The sequence below is a fragment of the Paraburkholderia fungorum genome, from assembly GCF_046027605.1.
Classification (GTDB): Bacteria; Pseudomonadota; Gammaproteobacteria; order Burkholderiales; family Burkholderiaceae; genus Paraburkholderia; species Paraburkholderia fungorum_F.
This window is the reverse complement of the sequence record NZ_JAQQEF010000030.1, coordinates 69561-86831: the sequence shown is the minus strand read 5'-3', so window position 1 is coordinate 86831 and position 17271 is coordinate 69561. Positions and strand designations below refer to the sequence as shown.

General features: G+C 61.3%; 17 protein-coding genes. 8 read left to right on the top strand and 9 right to left on the bottom strand.

Translation table 11 applies throughout. The features are described from left to right. Positions 1-107: 107 nt before the first annotated feature. A complete protein-coding gene (locus tag PQR53_RS33065; RefSeq protein ID WP_408463795.1) occupies positions 108-1079 on the bottom strand; it encodes a potassium channel beta subunit family protein in 972 nt (323 codons plus the stop codon). A 223-nt stretch (positions 1080-1302) separates the two neighbouring features. Here PQR53_RS33065 and PQR53_RS33060 point away from each other — a divergent pair, with 223 nt between their 5' ends. Continuing rightward, a complete protein-coding gene (locus PQR53_RS33060; RefSeq protein ID WP_408463792.1) occupies positions 1303-2100 on the top strand; it encodes a 3-hydroxybutyrate dehydrogenase in 798 nt (265 codons plus the stop codon). A 10-nt stretch (positions 2101-2110) separates the two neighbouring features. Continuing rightward, positions 2111-3349: a DUF3734 domain-containing protein gene (locus PQR53_RS33055; protein WP_408463789.1), complete on the top strand. Its 1239-nt coding sequence runs from the start codon at positions 2111-2113 to the stop codon at positions 3347-3349. Positions 3350-3531: 182 nt separating this feature from the next. On the opposite strand, the gene PQR53_RS33050 is transcribed toward PQR53_RS33055, so the two are convergent. Next, a complete protein-coding gene (locus PQR53_RS33050; RefSeq protein ID WP_408463786.1) occupies positions 3532-4731 on the bottom strand; it encodes an amino acid aminotransferase in 1200 nt (399 codons plus the stop codon). A gap of 385 nt (positions 4732-5116) precedes the next feature. Here PQR53_RS33050 and uvrB point away from each other — a divergent pair, with 385 nt between their 5' ends. The 5 genes from uvrB to PQR53_RS33025 all read left to right on the top strand — a co-directional run bounded on the left by uvrB (position 5117) and on the right by PQR53_RS33025 (position 10892). Beyond that, entirely contained in the window at positions 5117-7207 is a 2091-nt protein-coding gene (gene uvrB / locus PQR53_RS33045; protein ID WP_408463783.1) for an excinuclease ABC subunit UvrB, read from the top strand. A 341-nt stretch (positions 7208-7548) separates the two neighbouring features. Further along, a complete protein-coding gene (locus PQR53_RS33040; protein WP_408463781.1) occupies positions 7549-8097 on the top strand; it encodes an iron transporter in 549 nt (182 codons plus the stop codon). A 132-nt stretch (positions 8098-8229) separates the two neighbouring features. Continuing rightward, positions 8230-8562: a cupredoxin domain-containing protein gene (locus PQR53_RS33035; protein ID WP_408463778.1), complete on the top strand. Its 333-nt coding sequence runs from the start codon at positions 8230-8232 to the stop codon at positions 8560-8562. An 81-nt stretch (positions 8563-8643) separates the two neighbouring features. After that, positions 8644-9489, top strand: coding sequence for an FTR1 family iron permease (locus tag PQR53_RS33030; RefSeq protein WP_408463775.1), 846 nt, complete (start codon positions 8644-8646; stop codon positions 9487-9489). Beyond that, on the top strand, positions 9486-10892 hold the full coding sequence (locus tag PQR53_RS33025; protein WP_408463772.1) for a 4Fe-4S binding protein: 1407 nt from the start codon (positions 9486-9488) through the stop codon (positions 10890-10892). The genes PQR53_RS33030 and PQR53_RS33025 overlap by 4 nt, the downstream gene beginning before the upstream one ends. 299 nt (positions 10893-11191) lie before the next feature. Here the strand turns inward: PQR53_RS33025 and hemP are convergent, their stop codons facing one another. The 4 genes from hemP to PQR53_RS33005 form a co-directional block, all read right to left on the bottom strand. Continuing rightward, positions 11192-11452 carry a hemin uptake protein HemP gene (hemP, locus tag PQR53_RS33020; RefSeq protein ID WP_323046995.1) on the bottom strand — a complete coding sequence of 87 codons (261 nt, stop codon included), beginning with the start codon at positions 11450-11452 and terminating at the stop codon, positions 11192-11194. Positions 11453-11650: 198 nt separating this feature from the next. Then, positions 11651-12133 carry an SRPBCC family protein gene (locus PQR53_RS33015; protein WP_179741699.1) on the bottom strand — a complete coding sequence of 161 codons (483 nt, stop codon included), beginning with the start codon at positions 12131-12133 and terminating at the stop codon, positions 11651-11653. Between the two features lie 74 nt (positions 12134-12207). After that, positions 12208-12606: an OsmC family protein gene (locus PQR53_RS33010; RefSeq protein WP_323046992.1), complete on the bottom strand. Its 399-nt coding sequence runs from the start codon at positions 12604-12606 to the stop codon at positions 12208-12210. A gap of 227 nt (positions 12607-12833) precedes the next feature. After that, positions 12834-13712, bottom strand: a complete 879-nt coding sequence (locus PQR53_RS33005) for a pirin family protein (RefSeq protein ID WP_408463767.1) — start codon at positions 13710-13712, stop codon at positions 12834-12836. A gap of 123 nt (positions 13713-13835) precedes the next feature. Between PQR53_RS33005 and PQR53_RS33000 the strand changes: the two genes are divergently transcribed. Then, positions 13836-14822, top strand: coding sequence for a LysR family transcriptional regulator (locus PQR53_RS33000; RefSeq protein ID WP_408463764.1), 987 nt, complete (start codon positions 13836-13838; stop codon positions 14820-14822). 412 nt (positions 14823-15234) lie between these two features. Here PQR53_RS33000 and PQR53_RS32995 read toward each other — a convergent pair whose 3' ends face one another. Genes PQR53_RS32995 through PQR53_RS32985 form a run of 3 tightly spaced genes read right to left on the bottom strand, consistent with a single transcriptional unit; the run spans position 15235 to position 17150 of the window. Continuing rightward, positions 15235-15654, bottom strand: coding sequence for an ExbD/TolR family protein (locus PQR53_RS32995; RefSeq protein WP_408463761.1), 420 nt, complete (start codon positions 15652-15654; stop codon positions 15235-15237). A 16-nt stretch (positions 15655-15670) separates the two neighbouring features. Beyond that, the gene (locus PQR53_RS32990; protein WP_179741704.1) at positions 15671-16402 is read right to left on the bottom strand and encodes a MotA/TolQ/ExbB proton channel family protein; all 732 of its coding nucleotides are present in this window, start codon (positions 16400-16402) and stop codon (positions 15671-15673) included. Positions 16403-16430: 28 nt separating this feature from the next. Then, positions 16431-17150, bottom strand: a complete 720-nt coding sequence (locus PQR53_RS32985; protein ID WP_408463821.1) for an energy transducer TonB — start codon at positions 17148-17150, stop codon at positions 16431-16433. Between the last annotated feature and the right edge of the window lie 121 nt (positions 17151-17271).

The following is a 17271-nucleotide window of genomic DNA, read 5'->3' as shown; positions in this document are numbered from 1 at the left end:
CGCGGTCGCGTATTGTACGCGACCGCGCGTTGCCCTCCGCAGTGCGTTACGCGGAACACGGCCCGGATGGCGCGCGGGCCATGCTCCGTGGTCCGGCGAGCGGCTGATCAGTCGTGGGCGTCGCCGATGATTTCCTCGATCCGTTGCTTGATCTCCGGCGTGATCTGCTCGGCCACATCGGCGGATTTCATGTTCTCAGCGATCTGTTCGACGCGCGACGCGCCGGTGATGACCGTGCTCACATGCGGATTCTTCAGAATCCACCCAATCGCCAACTGGCCGACCGTGCAGCCCAGCTCGTCGGCCAGTTCGCCCAGCTTGCCGACCACGTTGTTCTTGCCGGCATCGGTGACCTGCTTGCGCAGCCACTCGTAGCCTTGCAGTTGCGCGCGGCTATCGGCAGGTACGCCGTCGCGGTACTTGCCCGTCAGCAGGCCGGATGCGAGCGGACTCCATGTGGTCAGCCCAAGGCCGATATCCTCGTAAAGCCGCTTATATTCCTGCTCGACGCGCTTGCGGTGAAACAGGTTGTACTGCGGCTGCTCCATGACGGGTTTGTGCAGGTGATGCCGCTCGGCGATATCGTAAGCCGAGCGGATTTCATCGGCGCTCCATTCGGACGTGCCCCAGTACAGCGCCTTGCCGCGTGTGATCATGTCGCTCATGGCCCAGACGGTTTCCTCGACCGGCGTGTTCGGGTCAGGACGATGACAGAACACCAGATCGACATAATCGAGTTGCAGGCGTTTTAGCGACGTGTCGATCGCATTAAGCAGATATTTGCGGTTCAGCGTGTGGTACTGGTTCGGCGCTTCGTTGAGCCCCCAGAAGAATTTCGTCGATACCACATAGCTCACGCGCGGCCACGCCAGTTCCTTGAGCGCCTGGCCCATGATCTCTTCGGACTGGCCGGCGGCGTAAACCTCCGCGTTGTCGAAGAAGTTGACTCCCGCATCGCGCGCGGCCGCGAGGGATTCGCGCGCCGCACGATGATCCACCTGATTGCCGTAGGTGACCCATGAGCCGATGGACAGTTCGCTGACTTGCAGGCCGGAACGGCCCAGACGTCGATAATTCATGCATTCCTCCTTGATAGTGATGCCGCCGGAATCCCGCTGAAAACGCCTAGTTTAAAGAGATAAGGCTCGATGTGCGGTTTACGGATGCAGTTCACACGGTTCATGCACAATAGCAGCGTTGGCCGCAGTGCAGCATTCGGCCAAACGGCCTATGCCGTTTGGCGGACTTCACGCCGCCTGCGGCCCATGGTCTCATTGCTCATCAACTGCATGGAGGTTCTGGATGTCATCACTGAACACGAATCTGAATGGCAAGGTCGCGGTGGTTACCGGCGCCGCGAGCGGCATCGGCAAGCAGATTGCGCTCACGCTGTCCGCCGCGGGTGCCGCGGTCGCGATCGCCGACCTGAACCAGGACGGCGCGAACGCCGTCGCTGAAGAAATCAAAAAGGGTGGCGGAAAAGCCATCGGCGTGGCGATGGACGTCACGAACGAAGACGCCGTCAACCAGGGCATCGACAAAGTCGCGGCCGAGTTCGGCTCGATCGACATTCTGATTTCCAACGCCGGCATTCAGATCGTCAATCCGATCGAGAACTACTCGTTTTCCGACTGGAAGAAGATGCAGGCAATCCACGTGGACGGCGCCTTCCTCACCACCAAGGCCGCGCTCAAGCACATGTACAAGGACGATCGCGGCGGCATCGTGATCTACATGGGCTCGGTCCATTCGCACGAAGCATCCCCGCTGAAATCCGCCTATGTGACGGCCAAGCATGCACTGCTGGGGCTTTCGCGTGTACTGGCCAAGGAAGGCGCGAAACACAATGTGCGCTCGCATGTGGTGTGTCCAGGCTTCGTGCGTACGCCGCTCGTCGACAAGCAGATTCCCGAGCAAGCCAAAGAGCTCGGCATCAGCGAAGAAGACGTGGTCAAGCGCGTGATGCTGGGTGGCACGGTCGACGGGATTTTCACCACGGTGGAAGACGTCGCGCAAACGGTGCTGTTCCTGTCCACATTCCCGACGGCGGCGCTGACCGGCCAGTCCTTTATTGTGAGCCACGGCTGGTATATGCAATAAGGAGGCGCCCATGGCGCAACGCAATCTCAAGCGGGCGCGCGTCGGCGCGTCCGGCGGTGGGGAAGGCGAGGGTGCCGGCCCCGCGCCCGCCGCGCATCCCGGCCGGCATCTCCATTTGCCTAACTACGAAACCGTCGCGTTGATGCTGCAAGGCGGCGGTGCGCTGGGTGCCTATCAGGCCGGCGTCTTTCAGGGACTTTACGAAGCCGGCATCGAGCCGAACTGGCTTGCCGGCATTTCGATTGGCGCGCTGAATACGGCCGTCATTGCTGGGAATCCGCCCGAGAAACGCGTCGAGCGGCTGCTGCAGTTCTGGGAGACGATCTGCCAACCGGCGTTCGGGCCGCCGTTGCCGGCTTTTATCGAGCATGCGCTGTTCAATTCCAGCGACGCCATTCGCAAGGCCTTCACGGCCACCCAGGCAATCGGCGCGATCGTGGAAGGCCAAAAGGGCTTTTTCGTGCCGCGTTTCCCGCCGCCGTTGCCCACCGTTTCCGGGCCGCCGCAGTTGGCGAGCTACTACGACACCACGCCGCTGAAAGCAACGCTCGAAGCTTTATGTGATTTCGACCGGATCAATTCCGGTGAGATGCGTGTGTCGGTGGGTGCGGTGAATTGCGGTACCGGCAATTTTGCGTACTTCGATAACAGGCATACGAAACTGAAGCCGGAGCATTTCATGGCGTCAGGTGCGTTGCCGCCGGGTTTCGCGGCGGTCGAGATCGACGGCCAGTACTATTGGGATGGCGGCTTGATGTCGAACACGCCGCTCTACGAGGTGATTCAGTCCACGCCGCGTCGCGACACGCTCGCGTTTCAGGTCGATCTATGGAGCGCGATCGGGCCGGTGCCGGACAACATCACTGATGTTCAAGGGCGCATGAAAGACATTCAGTACTCGAGCCGCACGCGTCTCGTGACCGATATGCTGCAACGTTCGCAGCGTTTCCGGCATGTGCTGCGCGAGGTGCTCGATCGCGTGCCGTCCGACCAGCGCGACGATCCGTGGTGCAAGCTGGCGGATGATCTATCGTGTTCGAAGCGCTACAACGTCATCCATCTCATCTACCGGCACAAAGAGTACGAAGGACACTACAAGGACTTCCAGTTCGGTCTGTCGACAATGCGTGAGCACTGGCAGAGTGGTCTGGAAGATATTCGTCACTCGCTTGCTCAACCCGATTGGCTGGCCATGCCTGACAACGACTCCGGGTTTGTCACGCATGATATTCATCGGGATGCGCGCTGAAGCGGTAGCAACTCGTGTGGTGCGGTCGCATCAGAGTTGCAGTAGCAGCCAATAAAAAACGGCGCCCGAAATGGGCGCCGTTTCTACAAGCAGTTCAGGCAGCCTAAGTAACACGAGCTAACACGAGCAGCCCAGGCGGCATCAGCAAAGCGCGCGCAATAGTCGCTCGCGCTCTGAATGCCTTACTTCAACACGTGAGCGATTGCGCCAGCCACCAGGTCGAGGTTGCGCGTATTCAGCGCAGCCACGCAGATGCGGCCCGTGCTCACAGCGTAGATGCCGAACTCTTCACGCAGACGGTCCACTTGCGGCGCGGTCAGACCCGAGTACGAGAACATGCCGCGTTGTGCGTTCACGAAGCCGAAATCGCGATCCACGCCGCTTGCCTTAAGACGTTCGACCAGACCGTTGCGCATCGCGCGAATGCGGTCGCGCATTTCGCCGAGTTCCGTTTCCCACGTGGCGCGCAGTTCTGCCGACGCGAGCACCGCTGCGACCACCGAGCCGCCGTGCGTAGGCGGGTTCGAGTAGTTGGTGCGGATCACGCGCTTCAGTTGCGACAGCACGCGAGCCGATTCTTCCTTGCTTGCCGTGATGATCGACAGTGCGCCGACGCGCTCGCCATACAGCGAGAACGACTTTGAGAACGACGACGACACGAACACGTTCAGTTCCGATGCCGCGAACAGGCGGACTGCTGCAGCGTCGGAATCGATGTTATCGCCGAAACCTTGATACGCGATGTCGAGGAACGGCACCAGATTGCGCGCCTTGACGACTTCGACGATCTGCTTCCATTGGTCGACGCTCAGGTCGACGCCGGTCGGGTTGTGGCAGCACGCGTGCAGCACGACTACCGTGCCTGCGGCATAGCTGTTCAGCGCGCCCAGCATGCCTTCGAAATTCACTCCGTGCGTGTGCGCGTCGTAGTACGGGTAGGACACGACTTCGAAGCCGGCGCCTTCGAACAGCGCGCGGTGGTTCTCCCAGCTCGGGTCGCTGATCGCGACCTTGGCCGAAGGATTCAGGCGCTTCAGGAAATCGGCGCCGATTTTCAGCGCGCCCGTGCCGCCCAGTGCTTGCGCCGTTACGACGCGGCCTGCGGCGATCAGCGGCGAGTCGTTGCCGAGCAGCAGCTTTTGCACGGCGGCGTCGTAGGCAGCGATGCCTTCGATCGGCAGATAGCCACGCGGCAGCGCGGCTTCGACGCGTGCCTTTTCCGCGTCGCGCACGGCGCGCAGCAGCGGAATCTTGCCTTCTTCATTGAAGTACACACCAACACCAAGGTTGACCTTGGTGGCGCGCGCATCGGCGTTGAAGGCTTCGTTCAGGCCCAGAATCGGGTCGCGGGGAGCAAGTTCGACGGCGGAGAACAGAGACATGATGGGTAGCAGCGGTAGTGAGAAGAAGGCGGCTTCGAGCGCGGGCGGCCCGGCCAAAGGTGTCTGACAGACGATTCAGACAGAAGGCGGGCCTCGGCGAGCGAGCGCAACTTGCCATTGTAGCGAATCCGCGAGCGTTTTTCGGACGACAACGCCTGTTGGGCTGAATTATTTGCTTGAAAAACAGGCACTCAGGCGTCATCTGCTCGTAGTGGATCTGCGCGGGACGGCCGCAAGCGAGCCGCCAGGCAAGCCCTCGAGCAAGCCCGCAAAACGGGGCCGCAAGCATCCCCCCGCCGCCCCAGCCCCCTACGCAGACCCGCTCGGCTCGGGTTTCCACAACCCGTTAGAATAGTTCTTTGCCCAAGGCCCGGTGCCGCTCCCCATGTCCGAACAACATCTGACTGAAGCCGACGAGACGCTCGACGAATCCAAATTCGTCACGTTCGAAGGCTCGCCGTTCCAGCTTTACCAGCCGTATCTGCCCGCCGGCGACCAGCCGACGGCGATCGACACGCTCGTCGAAGGCGTGGAGGACGGTTTGTCGTTCCAGACGCTGCTCGGTGTGACCGGCTCCGGAAAAACTTTCACGATGGCCAATACCATCGCGCGGCTCGGCCGGCCGGCAATGGTGTTCGCGCCGAACAAGACGCTGGCCGCGCAACTCTATTCCGAGTTCCGCGAGTTCTTTCCGCGCAATGCGGTCGAGTACTTCGTCTCGTACTACGACTACTACCAGCCGGAAGCGTACGTGCCGCAGCGCGATCTGTTCATCGAGAAAGATTCGTCGATCAACGAGCACATCGAGCAGATGCGCCTGTCGGCCACCAAGAGCCTGATGGAACGGCGCGACGTGATCATCGTCGGCACGGTGTCGGCGATTTACGGTATCGGTAACCCGTCGGAATATCACAAGATGATTCTGACGCTGCGTACCGGCGACAAGCTCGGCCAGCGAGACATCATCGCCCGGCTGATCGCGATGCAGTACAACCGCAATGAAGCCGACTTCCAGCGCGGATCGTTCCGCGTGCGCGGCGACACGATCGATATTTTCCCGGCCGAGCACGCCGAAATGGCGGTGCGCATCGAGTTGTTCGACGACGAGGTCGAGACGCTGCAACTGTTCGATCCGCTCACCGGCCGCGTGCGGCAGAAGATTTCCCGCTTTACCGTGTACCCGTCGTCGCACTACGTGACGCCGCGCGATACCGTGGTGCGCGCGGTCGAAACGATCAAGACCGAATTGCGCGACCGGCTCGAATTCTTCTATAGCGGCGGCAAACTCGTCGAAGCGCAGCGGCTCGAGCAGCGCACCCGCTTCGATCTGGAGATGTTGCAGGAGCTGGGCTTCTGCAAGGGCATCGAGAACTACTCGCGGCACTTCTCGGGTGCGGCCCCGGGCGAACCGCCGCCGACGCTGGTCGACTACTTGCCCTCCGATGCGCTGATGCTGCTCGACGAGTCGCACGTGCTGATCGGTCAGTTGAACGGCATGTACAACGGCGACCGGGCGCGTAAAGAGAACTTGGTGGACTACGGTTTTCGCTTGCCGTCGGCACTCGATAATCGCCCGCTCAAGTTCAACGAGTTCGAGCGCAAGATGCGCCAGGTCGTGTTCGTGTCGGCTACGCCAGCCGATTACGAGCAGAAAACGGCAGGGCAGGTGGCCGAGCAACTGGTGCGTCCTACTGGCCTCGTCGATCCGGAAATCGAGGTGCGGCCGGCGCGCACACAGGTCGACGATGTGCTCGCGGAGATCAACGAACGCGTCAAGGTCGGCGACCGCGTGCTGGTCACCGTGCTGACCAAGCGGATGGCCGAGCAACTGACCGAGTTTCTGGCCGATCACGGCGTCAAGGTGCGTTACCTGCACAGCGACATCGATACGGTGGAACGGGTCGAAATCATTCGCGATTTGCGGCTGGGCACATTCGATGTGCTGGTCGGGATCAACCTGCTGCGCGAAGGGCTCGATATTCCGGAAGTCTCGCTGGTCGCCATTCTCGACGCGGACAAGGAAGGTTTCCTGCGCGCCGAGCGCTCGCTGATCCAGACCATCGGCCGGGCCGCGCGGAACGTGAACGGTAAGGCGATTCTGTATGCGGACCGGGTGACCGACTCGATGCGCCGGGCGATCGACGAAACCGAGCGGCGGCGCGCCAAGCAGATCGCTTTCAACCTCGAAAACGGGATTACGCCGCGCGGGGTGGTCAAGCGGATTCGCGACATCATCGACGGGGTGTACAACGTCGACGACGCGCGCGCCGAGCTGAAGGAACAGCAGACTCGCGCGAAATTCGAGGACATGTCCGAGAAGCAGCTCGCCAAGGAACTCAAGCGTCTCGAAAAGCAGATGATGGAGCACGCCAAGAATCTCGAGTTCGAAAAGGCCGCACAGACTCGCGACCAGCTAGCGTTGCTGCGTCAGCGCGTGTTCGGCGCGAACGTCGGCGATCACGTGCCTGGCGTCTAATAAAGCGCGCTTCCGCCCTGGGCGCGGCAATGTGCCGTGCCCAGTCTCACCAAGCCTGGCAACACGCCAGGCGTCCCGCCATCACCTCCTCACATCCGATTCCTTAAGACGGCCTTAAGACCCTGCTGCCATGAGGCTTGGCCTTCCGCCAGATTTGTTCTCCCTGGCGAAGAATGATAAACTCGACCAATATTGAGAATGGTTCGCATTAACGTTCGCATATGCGGTTTGCTTGCGGTCAGCGCCCATTTTTTTTGCGGCCTGCGCCGTGCACCAAGGCATGCGCAACGCACTGTTCCAATGGGTTCGATTCCAGTCAGATAAAAAAACAAGGAGTTTCAATGCGGATTTCCTCATTTGTGCGCGGCGGCGCCGCAGCAGTGGCCGCGATGGCGGCCTTCTCGGCAACGGCCGCGGAATACCCGATCGGCCAGCATAAAATCCAGGGCGGCATGGAAATCGGCGCGGTCTATCTGCAGCCCATCACCATGGAACCGGAAGGCATGATGCGCAAGGCGTCGGAGTCGGACGTTCACCTCGAGGCCGACATCCACGCAGTCAAGAACAACCCGACGGGTTTCGCCGAAGGTGACTGGATGCCGTATCTGCAGGTGCGTTATGAACTGACGAAAGCGGGTTCGAATCAGACCCAGAAGGGCGACATGATGGCGATGGTCGCCAACGACGGTCCGCATTACGGCGACAACGTCAAGCTGCAAGGTCCGGGCAAGTACCATCTGAAGCTGATCGTCGAGCCGCCGATGCAAACCGGCCATATGGCTTTCGGCCGCCACGTCGACAAGGAAACCGGCGTGGGTCCGTGGTTCAAGCCGATTACGCTCGAATACGACTTCACGTTCGCGGGTATCGGCAAGAAGGGCGGCTACTGAGCGCCGCGCACACAGATCGTTACCGTCACGGCTCGCCACGCATCGCTGCGTGGCCGCGCGTCAGTGGGTGAATGAATGCAGCAGGCGGCGTGCGGGTCATGAAACCCGCCGTCGCGTTTTCCGGAAGGGCTAATGAGAGTTAACCGAAAGATCGCGATGTTCGCCGTGACCGCTTTGCTGGCGGGCGCCGCGCACGCAGCGGATCTGCCGACCTTCAAGCTGGAAATGAACGACGGCAAGCTGAATCCGGTTCGTATCGAAGTGCCGGCGGGGCAGCGTATCAAAATCGAAATCCACAACACCGGCAAGGGCGCCGCCGAATTCGAAAGCGTGCAATTGCGTAAAGAAAAGGTGCTGGCGCCGGGCGGGGAATCGTTCGTCGTGATCGCGCCGCAGCAGCCGGGCGAGTACAAGTTCTTCGACGATTTCCATCAGCAGGCGCAGGGCGTGATCGTCGTGAAATAGTGGCTTGGGATGCGAGCGCGGGCCCTGAGCAGCCGGGTCACACGTTCGCCAAAGCAGTAGAAGGTTGAAGGGAGAGCTTGGATGGGTCAGATTCTATTCATCGTGTGGCGGGAAAGTGTCGAGGCTTTGCTGGTCGTCGGCATCCTGTACGCGTGGCTGAAAAATGGCGACGACGATGCGCGCCGCGGTTTGCCGTACCTGTGGGGCGGCGTGGCCGCCGGTGTGATCGCGGCGATCGCGCTGGGCGCGGCGCTGGTCGGTGTCACCGACGTGCTCTCCGGTGACGCACAGGATTATTTCCAGACCGCGATGGTGCTGGTCGCGTGCGTGCTGATCGTGCAGATGGTGCTGTGGATGAAGCAGCACGGCCGCACGCTCAAGCGCGAGATGGAACAGTCGCTGCAAAAGAGCAAGCGCGATTCGAACTGGTGGGGCGTCGCGTTGCTGGTCGCGCTGGCGATCGCGCGTGAGGGCAGCGAAACGGTGATCTTCCTGTACGGCCTCGGTTTCGGCCAATCGGGTCATGTGGATGGCAGCCAGATTCTCGCGGTCGTGATCGGCCTCGGTCTCGCGTTCCTGACTTTCTACATCTTGCAGCTAGGCGGCAAGTTCTTCTCGTGGCGGCTCTTCTTCCGCGTCACGGAAATCATGTTGCTGTTTCTCGGCGCGGGTCTGTTCCAGACCGGTGTGGACAAGCTGATCGACAAGGAAATCCTGCCGACGATCGTCGACCAGGTATGGAATTCGTCGGCCATTCTCGATGATTCGAGCACGTTCGGTTCACTGGTCGCGACGCTCACCGGTTATCGCGCTCACCCGGCATTGATGAATCTGCTCGCCTACGCGGTGTATTGGGCGGTCGTCTATTTGCTGGTGCGTCGCGCGAATCGCAAGCCGGCGCAGCAGACCGCGGGGCGCACGGCATGAGCACCCTGATGACCCGCCCCGGGCGCCTCGCCGCGGCCGGTCAGTGGATGCAGCGCCACGGCACTGCGATCCGCGGCATTCAGTGGGTCGTCGTGGCGGTGTACGCGTTCCTGATTCTCGTGCCGGCGGTGATGCCCCTGCCGGACGACACCGCCCATCTGTGGAATAACCTGACGCTTGCCGCGCAGTTCGTGTTCTGGGGCATCTGGTGGCCGTTCGTGCTGCTGTCGATGGTGATGCTCGGCCGCGTCTGGTGTGGCGTGCTGTGTCCGGAGGGCGCGCTTGCCGAATTCGCCAGCAAATACGGCCGCGGCTGGGCGATTCCGCGCTGGATGCGCTGGGGTGGCTGGCCGTTCGTCGCCTTCGGTATCACCACCATCTACGGCCAGATGGTCAGCGTCTACCAGTATCCGAAGGCGGTGCTGCTGGTGCTCGGCGGCTCGACCTTTGCGGCGATGATCATCGGCTTGCTGTACGGACGCGAGAAGCGTGTCTGGTGCAAGTATCTGTGCCCCGTCAACGGGGTTTTTTCGCTACTCGCGCGTCTCGCGCCGTTCCATTACAAGGTCGATGAAGATGCGTGGCGACGTTCGTACAAGAACGGCGAACATGGGCATCGGGTGATTCCGATCAATTGCGCGCCGCTGGTGCCGCTGCGCAATATGAAGGGCGCGTCGGACTGTCATATGTGCGGCCGCTGCAGCGGACATCGTGACGCGATCGCGTTGACGTGGCGTGCGCCGTCGTCGGAAGTCGTGCAGCTCGGCGACAAGCAGGCCAACCCGTGGGATACCGCGTTGATCCTGTACGGCCTGCTCGGCATCGCGATCGGCGCGTTCCACTGGACCGCTTCGCGCTGGTTCGTCGACCTGAAGATGTTCTTCGCAACATGGCTGGTCGATCACGACATCACATGGCCGCTCGACACCAACGCGCCGTGGTTTCTGTTCACGCATTACCCCGAGCAGAACGATGTGTTCTCGTGGCTCGACGGCACCATGGTGATCGGCTATATCCTCGCCACGGCGCTAGTGTATGGCACGGTACTGCTGATGTTGCTGATGGGCGCGACGCGCATGCTGGGGCGTTTCAGCGCTGTGCGTCTGCATCATTTGACGCAAGGTCTGATTCCGATTGCCGGCGCCGGCGTGTTTCTCGGTTTGTCGGCGACCACGCTGTCGTTGCTGCGCGCCGAACATGTGTCCCTGTGGTGGGCATCGGACATGCGTATCGCGATTCTGGCGATTGCCAACCTGTGGAGCGCGTGGCTCGCCTGGCTCGTTACACGCCGCTATAGCGAGCGCTTCGTTGAACGCGGCCTTGCGATGGTTTGGTTTGTCGCGGCGCTGGGTGTGGTCGACAGCGCCTGGTGGCTGATGTTCTGGGGCTGGGCTTCGAAGTAAGTCTGAACGCTCCGGCACGCTCCAGGAACCAGGAGCCGCGCCCGTGCCAAACAAAAAGCCGTGGAGATGACCGCATCCCACGGCTTTTTAATTTCTGAGTCCGCGATACACGTCGTTTCGTGCATCCGCGTTGGGTGAGAACCAAAAAAGCGGCCTGGCTGGCTGCGACGGCTGGCTTGGTGTCTGCACGAAGGGGTCTAGTTCTCACGTGCAAGCCGTCGTGGCTGGCTAATGCCCAACACCTCTCGAGGAGGTGGTCCCCACAATACCCGGTACTGACTGCTATTCGTTGCCGCCTGTCACTTCGTCAAAATCAGCTTGCCTAAACGCGTTGCACGCAGTTGGTAGGTTTCGCCGTTGTGCACGATGCTGACGTGGCTATGTCCTTGCAGCAGGCTGTCGCTGCGCACGACCCGATCCGACGTGTCGCCCGAACCGTTGGCGCGATCCGCGGCGGGTTTCGCGACCGTTGCCGTTGCCGTCGATGCCTTCGGACGGCTGGTCAGCGCGGCCGCCGGGCGGCGCAGGCTGAGTGTGGAAGAGCGCGTGAGATCGGTCATTCGTTTTAGCTGTTAGACGATTCGATGAGTTAATTCTAAATGATAACTATTCCTATTTACAAGAAAGAGAAATTCATCGGATTCGACTTTCGATAGCTAAATGACAGGAGAGAAAAACGATAGGGAAAGGCAGTCCATCTTCCAAAGGCCGCCTCGAACAATACGGCGGCGGGGGCGGGCAGTGCGCCCGCACACGCGTCAATGCAACGAACCGGGTTCCTGCCTGGTCTGCACGTACTGGCGGATCAGCCGCACGGTATCGATATCGTTCTCGCGATACGCCGATTTCACGATTTCCTGCGTTTGCACCGCGTCCTGATCGTCGGAGACGGGCAGGGTCGTCGCGTATTCGAAGCGCAGGAACAACTGCAGTTCGTCAGGCTGCTCGATCGTCATTGTCAGCGAGCCGCCGACATACTCCGCGGTCGGCAGAATATCGTAGCGCACGCTCTGGCGATCCTGCAGCGTGACGCGATCACGCACGGTGGCCTGGCCGTAGTGCAACTCACGTTCGAGCGTGTCGCCTTCGCGCGAAAGAATGGTGCAGCTGTCGAGTCCTATCACGAACAGTTGCGGCTGCTCGGCGCGCAACACGAGGCCCTCCCACAACTGCTCGCGGGTCATCGAGTCGACAAGCGGATTCAACGGATCGTTGATCTGGATAAGGTGTTCGAAATTCAAAACGACGGCTTCCTATGAAAGCGTTGCAATACACGGGCTCCGTTGGCCGGCCTTTCCCGCATCACGTGACTGGCTCAGGCGACGGCAAGACCCGAGCGGATCGTGATCGAATGCGTAAGGATCTTGTGAACTGGGCACGCATTGGCGATTTGCAAGAGTCGTTCCCGCTGCTCGTCGGAGAGATCGCCTTCCAGCACGATTTTGCGGTCGATGGTCGAGCCCGCGTCGCCGGTTTCGATCGACAGCGCTACGCGCACGTCGGCGAGCGGCCAGCCTTTGCGCTGAGCGTACATCTTCAGCGTGATCGACGTGCAGGCGCCGAGGCTCGACAGCAACAGCGCGACGGGCGTCGGCCCGCGATCGCCGCCGCCAAGCGACTCGGGTTCGTCGGCGAGCCACGTGTGCTTGCCGTCGTCGAAAAGGACCTGGAAATTCGTCGAACCGATGTGGGCGGTGACGGTGGACTCTGCCATGCGCGCTCCTGAACAGGGACGGAAATCGCCACGCGCCACGGTCTGTCATGGTGAGACAGCGTGGCGCGCGGCATGAATTGCTATTGTGAACGAATTTATCGGCCTTCGCGCCGGTGGCGGGGCGCTAAGGCCTGCTTTGGCGCCGCTTTGCACGGGCGCTTCGCGGCATCATGGCTTGTGTCTGAGCAGCCACGCCCCGTCAGCGTGCCGCTCAGTGCTCAAGGCGTTCAATGCGTGATCGCGCCCATGCGTCCTGCCTGGTAGTCGATCACGGCCTGGCGGATTTCGTCTTCGGTGTTCATCACGAACGGACCGTAGCGCACCACCGGTTCTTTCAGCGGCACGCCGCCGAGCAGCAGCACTTCGAGCGGCTCCTCGCCTGCTGTGAGCGTCACCGATTCGCCATCGTTCTGAAACACCACCATCTTCTGGGCGCCGATTTCCTGGCGCGCCTCGTCGGCGCCGTAGAAGCCCTTGCCGGACAAACTGTAGGCAAACACGCGATAGTCGGCCGGCACCGGTTGCTGGATCGTTGCGCCCGGCTGCAGCGAGAAATGCTGAAACAGGATCGGTGTGCGGGTTTCGATCGCGGCCCTCACGCCGAGCGCTTCGCCGGCGATCACCTTGACGCGCACGGTGCCGTCCGCGGACGTCGCGACCGGAATGCGCGCCGACGGCATCTCCTGATAACGCGGCTCGATCATTTTGTCGCGGCGCGGCAGATTCACCCACAACTGCAAGCCGTGCACGCGGCCGCCGCTGCGCACGAATGACGGATCCGGCATCTCGCTATGCACGACGCCTGCGCCTGCTGTCATCCATTGCACGTCGCCGGCATGCAGGGTCCCCGAATGGCCCGCCGAATCCTTGTGGCCGAACTGCCCCTCGAGCACGTACGTGACCGTCTCGAAACCACGATGCGGATGATCCGGCGCACCTTTGGCCTCGCCCGGGGCGTAGTCGATCGGGCCCATTTCGTCGAGCAGCAGAAACGGGTCGAAATCCATCAGCAGGCGGGTCGGAAACGGGCGGTTGACGATAAAGCCGCCACCTTCGGTCGTGCGAACAGCGGGAAACGTGCGTTCGATCGTGCGGTTCGTGCTCATCAAATGTCACCTCTGAAAATGGGGAATAGCGTTATTTTTGAAACATAGCGCTATTATAGGGACCGTTTTCTTGGGCGCCAGCCGCCGTCACGCAATGGATTGTTCTATTACTGGAACGATGAGATGAAGATCGATTCACACAATCTGAATGACCTCATGTATTTTTCGCAGGTCGTCGAACACGGTGGTTTTTCCGCCGCCGAGCGCGTGCTGGGCATTTCCAAGTCGCGCCTCTCGCGCCGGCTGACCGAGCTGGAAGCCTCGCTGGGCGTACGTTTGCTGCAGCGCTCCACCCGCAAGCTGGCGCTCACCGAAGCCGGCCAACTCTTCTACCAGCACTGTCAGGCGATGCTGAGCGAGGCGCAGGCGGCCGTCAATGTCGTCCAGCAACTGCGGTCGTCGCCGCGCGGCACGGTGCGCGTCAGCGTGCCAGTGACGATTTCGCAGACCATCCTGTCGCAAATCCTGCCGGAATTCATGCATCGCTATCCGGAAGTACGCGTGGTCATGCGCGTGACGAACCGCGTGGTCGATCTGTTCGAGGATTCGATCGACATCGCGTTGCGCGTACGCTCCGATCCGCCGGAAAACGCCAATATCGTCGTGCGCCCGTTGTGGCGCACGCAGCAGATGCTGGTCGGCGCGCCGAGCCTGTTGCAGCAGAACGCGCCGCCGCTATTGCCTGCCGATCTGAACCGTTTTGAAACGCTCGACGTGCCGACCGGCGACGGGCGCCACGTCTTCGATCTGATTGCCCCCGACGGCACGCGCCACTCGCACGAACACGAACCGCGTCTCGTCACCGCCGATTTGATGACGATTCGGGAAGCGGTGTTGTCTGGCGTCGGGATCGCCGCATTGCCGGAGATGATGTACGGCAGTGCATTGCGCGCGGGCCAGTTGTCGCCGGTGATGCCGGGTTGGACCTTTCCGACGCCGCAGTTGTACGCGGTATTCGTGTCGCGCCAGGGGATGGTGCCCGCGGTGCGCGCGTTCGTGGACTATCTGGTCGAAATGCTCGATCCGGACGAAGGCAAGCACATCATGGGCGAGTGTCCGACGCGTGCGGTAGTGGATTTTGGAGAGCCAGTTCTCGCCCTCGCGTCATAGCACTTATTACGTGCGGCAACATCGCTTTTAGCATTTAAGCGCCGCTTGTCATGAGTACTTTCAATGGCGGTTTGCTTGAATGCGCGCGTTCGCGGGCCTATAGTGAAATCCCTTCGCTAAGGAGTCTCTTATGCGGAAACTCATGGCCGCTATGATAGCCGGCCTGATAGGGCTGACCGCGCTGTCCGTGTCGATCACGGCTGTCGCATGCGGTGATTCGAGCTATCAATCTTCTTCGACCGATGGCAAATAATCCCGCCGCCCGAAGGCGCCGAGTGCGCACAAAAAAGGCCTTCATCTGACGATGAAGGCCTTTTACTTTTAGCCCTTGTTTCAAGGGCTTTTCTTTTTTTTCGGCAGGCGCTGCTTAACAGTGGCGCGCGGCTCTGCGGATCGCCTGGCCTTATTTGTCTTATTTGCCTTTAGGCTGCGTGACAAAGCCGATCTTCGTGAGGCCACCGGCTTGCGCCGCCGACATCACTTCGGCCACTTTCTCGTACGGAACCTTACGGTCCGCGTCGAGATGCAGCTCCGGCTGCGGATTCGCTTGTGCAGCCTGTGCGATCTTCTCGTGCAGTGCGGCTTCATCGACCTTCTTGTCGTCCCACAAAACGTTGCCGTCCGCGTCGACGCTGACCGTCACTTGTGCGGGTTTCGTGTCTTCCTTCTGACTGCTCGCATGCGGCAGATCGATTTTGACCGCGTGACGAATCACCGGAATCGTCACCATGAAGACGATCAGGAGAACCAACATCACGTCGACGAGTGGCGTCATGTTGATTTCATTCATCAGGCCGTCGTCATCGTCGCCGGCGAAGGGGCTCATTGCCATTGGAATGCCTTGTCGATCAGTTGGCGCGCGTGGCGAGGCGCAAACCGTCGCCGCGCTTGGACGACGACAGACGGGCGCCCGTCACGAAGAATGCGTGCAGACCATGTGCAAAGCGGCTCAGCTTGGCGACGAGCGCCTTGTTGGCGCGCGTCAGTGCGTTGTAGCCGAGCACGGCCGGAATCGCGACGAACAGACCGAACGCCGTCATGATCAGCGCCTCGCCGACCGGGCCCGCGACCTGATCGATCGACGACTGACCGCTCGCGCCGATCGCCAGCAGTGCGTGATAGATGCCCCACACCGTGCCGAACAGGCCGACGAACGGCGCCGTGCTGCCGATCGAGGCGAGAATCGCCAGACCGCTTTGCATGCGTGCGACGCTTTCGTCCATCGTGTCTTTCAGGCAGCGCGTCACCCAATCCGATACGTCCATGCGATCGTGCAGATGCGGCTGCGTCTGATGATGGTGATCGGCCGCTTCCTGACCGGCCAGCGCGAGTGCCAGGAACGGATTGTCCTGCGGCGTCGACTGGCCGGAGCCGAGCTTTTTCACACCGTCGGCGAGGTCGTCCGAATGCCAGAACTGTTGTTCGGCGTTCTTCGTGAGACGCTTCAGACGCATCACGTTCCAGCCTTTGATGACGATCACGCTCCACGACATCACCGACATGATCAACAGCGCGAGCGCGATACCGCGCGTCACGAAGTCCCCTTGCGCCCACACGTGCGCCAATCCGTAGTTTTGCATTGCAATTCCTTTTTTTTTGAAAGCTGCTTCAATCGTTCAGATTGAAGTTGTAAGGCTGGGTGGCCGTGGCCCGAATGGCCTGGCCGTTCTCGAGATAGGGCTTGCACGAACTCGCGTGCGCGGCGGCGATCGCGGCGTCGTCCAGACGGCTGAAGCCGCTGCTCTTTTTGAGCGAAATGCTTTCGACTTTCCCCGTCGGTCCGATCACGAACGTCACATAGGCCGTACCGGTTTCGCCACGGCGCTTCGACAGCGCGGGGTAGTCCGGCGTGATCATGCTGCACTCAATGTGTGACACGTTCTTGGGCGCGGTGATGTCCATCGTCGGACGGCCGACTGCCGGCGCAGCCTGAGCGGCCGGTGCGGCTGGCGTTGGATCAGCCGGTGCGACCGGCGTAGGCGCCGGCGCGGCCGCCTCGGGCAACGGTGTAGGCGTTGGCTTGGCCGTCAGTATCGGCTTTGGCTGGATCTTGGGCTTGGTATGGACCGGCGGCGTTGGCTTGGGCGGCGGCGGTGTGGTCGATTGCACCGCAACGGGCGCGGCCACGGGCGCCGGCGCCAGCAGTTGCGCGGTCATGACGCGCGCTTCGAGCGGCGGCTGCACGGGGTCATGACGCAAGGTCAGGATCACCGCCAGCAACGCGACGTGAATCGCCGCAACGGCGGCAGTCGCGGTCCAGACTCGGGAATTGATTCGGGCGGACGAAGCCGGCGCGACGCCGGCTGAAACGGTATGCGAGGCCTGCATATTTAGCGTGGCGACGCGCCGCGGCGCGTCAGACAAGACAGCGTCATGTTCGGAAGATCAGCAGCGAAATGAACAAAGTAGTCACGAAACCAATCAGCAATTCCATCTCGAACTCCTGTAA

Bases quoted from the DNA above. Each gene is read 5' to 3' on its own strand.
- uvrB (WP_408463783.1), top strand. From the start codon at position 5,117: ATGTCCGAACAACATCTGACTGAAGCCGACGAGACGCTCGACGAATCC.
- PQR53_RS33040 (WP_408463781.1), top strand. From the start codon at position 7,549: ATGCGGATTTCCTCATTTGTGCGCGGCGGCGCCGCAGCAGTGGCCGCG.
- PQR53_RS33010 (WP_323046992.1), bottom strand. From the start codon at position 12,606: ATGGCAGAGTCCACCGTCACCGCCCACATCGGTTCGACGAATTTCCAG.
- PQR53_RS33060 (WP_408463792.1), top strand. From the start codon at position 1,303: ATGTCATCACTGAACACGAATCTGAATGGCAAGGTCGCGGTGGTTACC.
- PQR53_RS33000 (WP_408463764.1), top strand. From the start codon at position 13,836: ATGAAGATCGATTCACACAATCTGAATGACCTCATGTATTTTTCGCAG.
- PQR53_RS32990 (WP_179741704.1), bottom strand. From the start codon at position 16,402: ATGCAAAACTACGGATTGGCGCACGTGTGGGCGCAAGGGGACTTCGTG.
- PQR53_RS33050 (WP_408463786.1), bottom strand. From the start codon at position 4,731: ATGTCTCTGTTCTCCGCCGTCGAACTTGCTCCCCGCGACCCGATTCTG.
- PQR53_RS33055 (WP_408463789.1), top strand. From the start codon at position 2,111: ATGGCGCAACGCAATCTCAAGCGGGCGCGCGTCGGCGCGTCCGGCGGT.
- PQR53_RS32985 (WP_408463821.1), bottom strand. From the start codon at position 17,150: ATGCAGGCCTCGCATACCGTTTCAGCCGGCGTCGCGCCGGCTTCGTCC.
- hemP (WP_323046995.1), bottom strand. From the start codon at position 11,452: ATGACCGATCTCACGCGCTCTTCCACACTCAGCCTGCGCCGCCCGGCG.
- PQR53_RS33035 (WP_408463778.1), top strand. From the start codon at position 8,230: ATGAGAGTTAACCGAAAGATCGCGATGTTCGCCGTGACCGCTTTGCTG.
- PQR53_RS33030 (WP_408463775.1), top strand. From the start codon at position 8,644: ATGGGTCAGATTCTATTCATCGTGTGGCGGGAAAGTGTCGAGGCTTTG.
- PQR53_RS33065 (WP_408463795.1), bottom strand. From the start codon at position 1,079: ATGAATTATCGACGTCTGGGCCGTTCCGGCCTGCAAGTCAGCGAACTG.
- PQR53_RS33025 (WP_408463772.1), top strand. From the start codon at position 9,486: ATGAGCACCCTGATGACCCGCCCCGGGCGCCTCGCCGCGGCCGGTCAG.
- PQR53_RS32995 (WP_408463761.1), bottom strand. From the start codon at position 15,654: ATGGCAATGAGCCCCTTCGCCGGCGACGATGACGACGGCCTGATGAAT.
- PQR53_RS33005 (WP_408463767.1), bottom strand. From the start codon at position 13,712: ATGAGCACGAACCGCACGATCGAACGCACGTTTCCCGCTGTTCGCACG.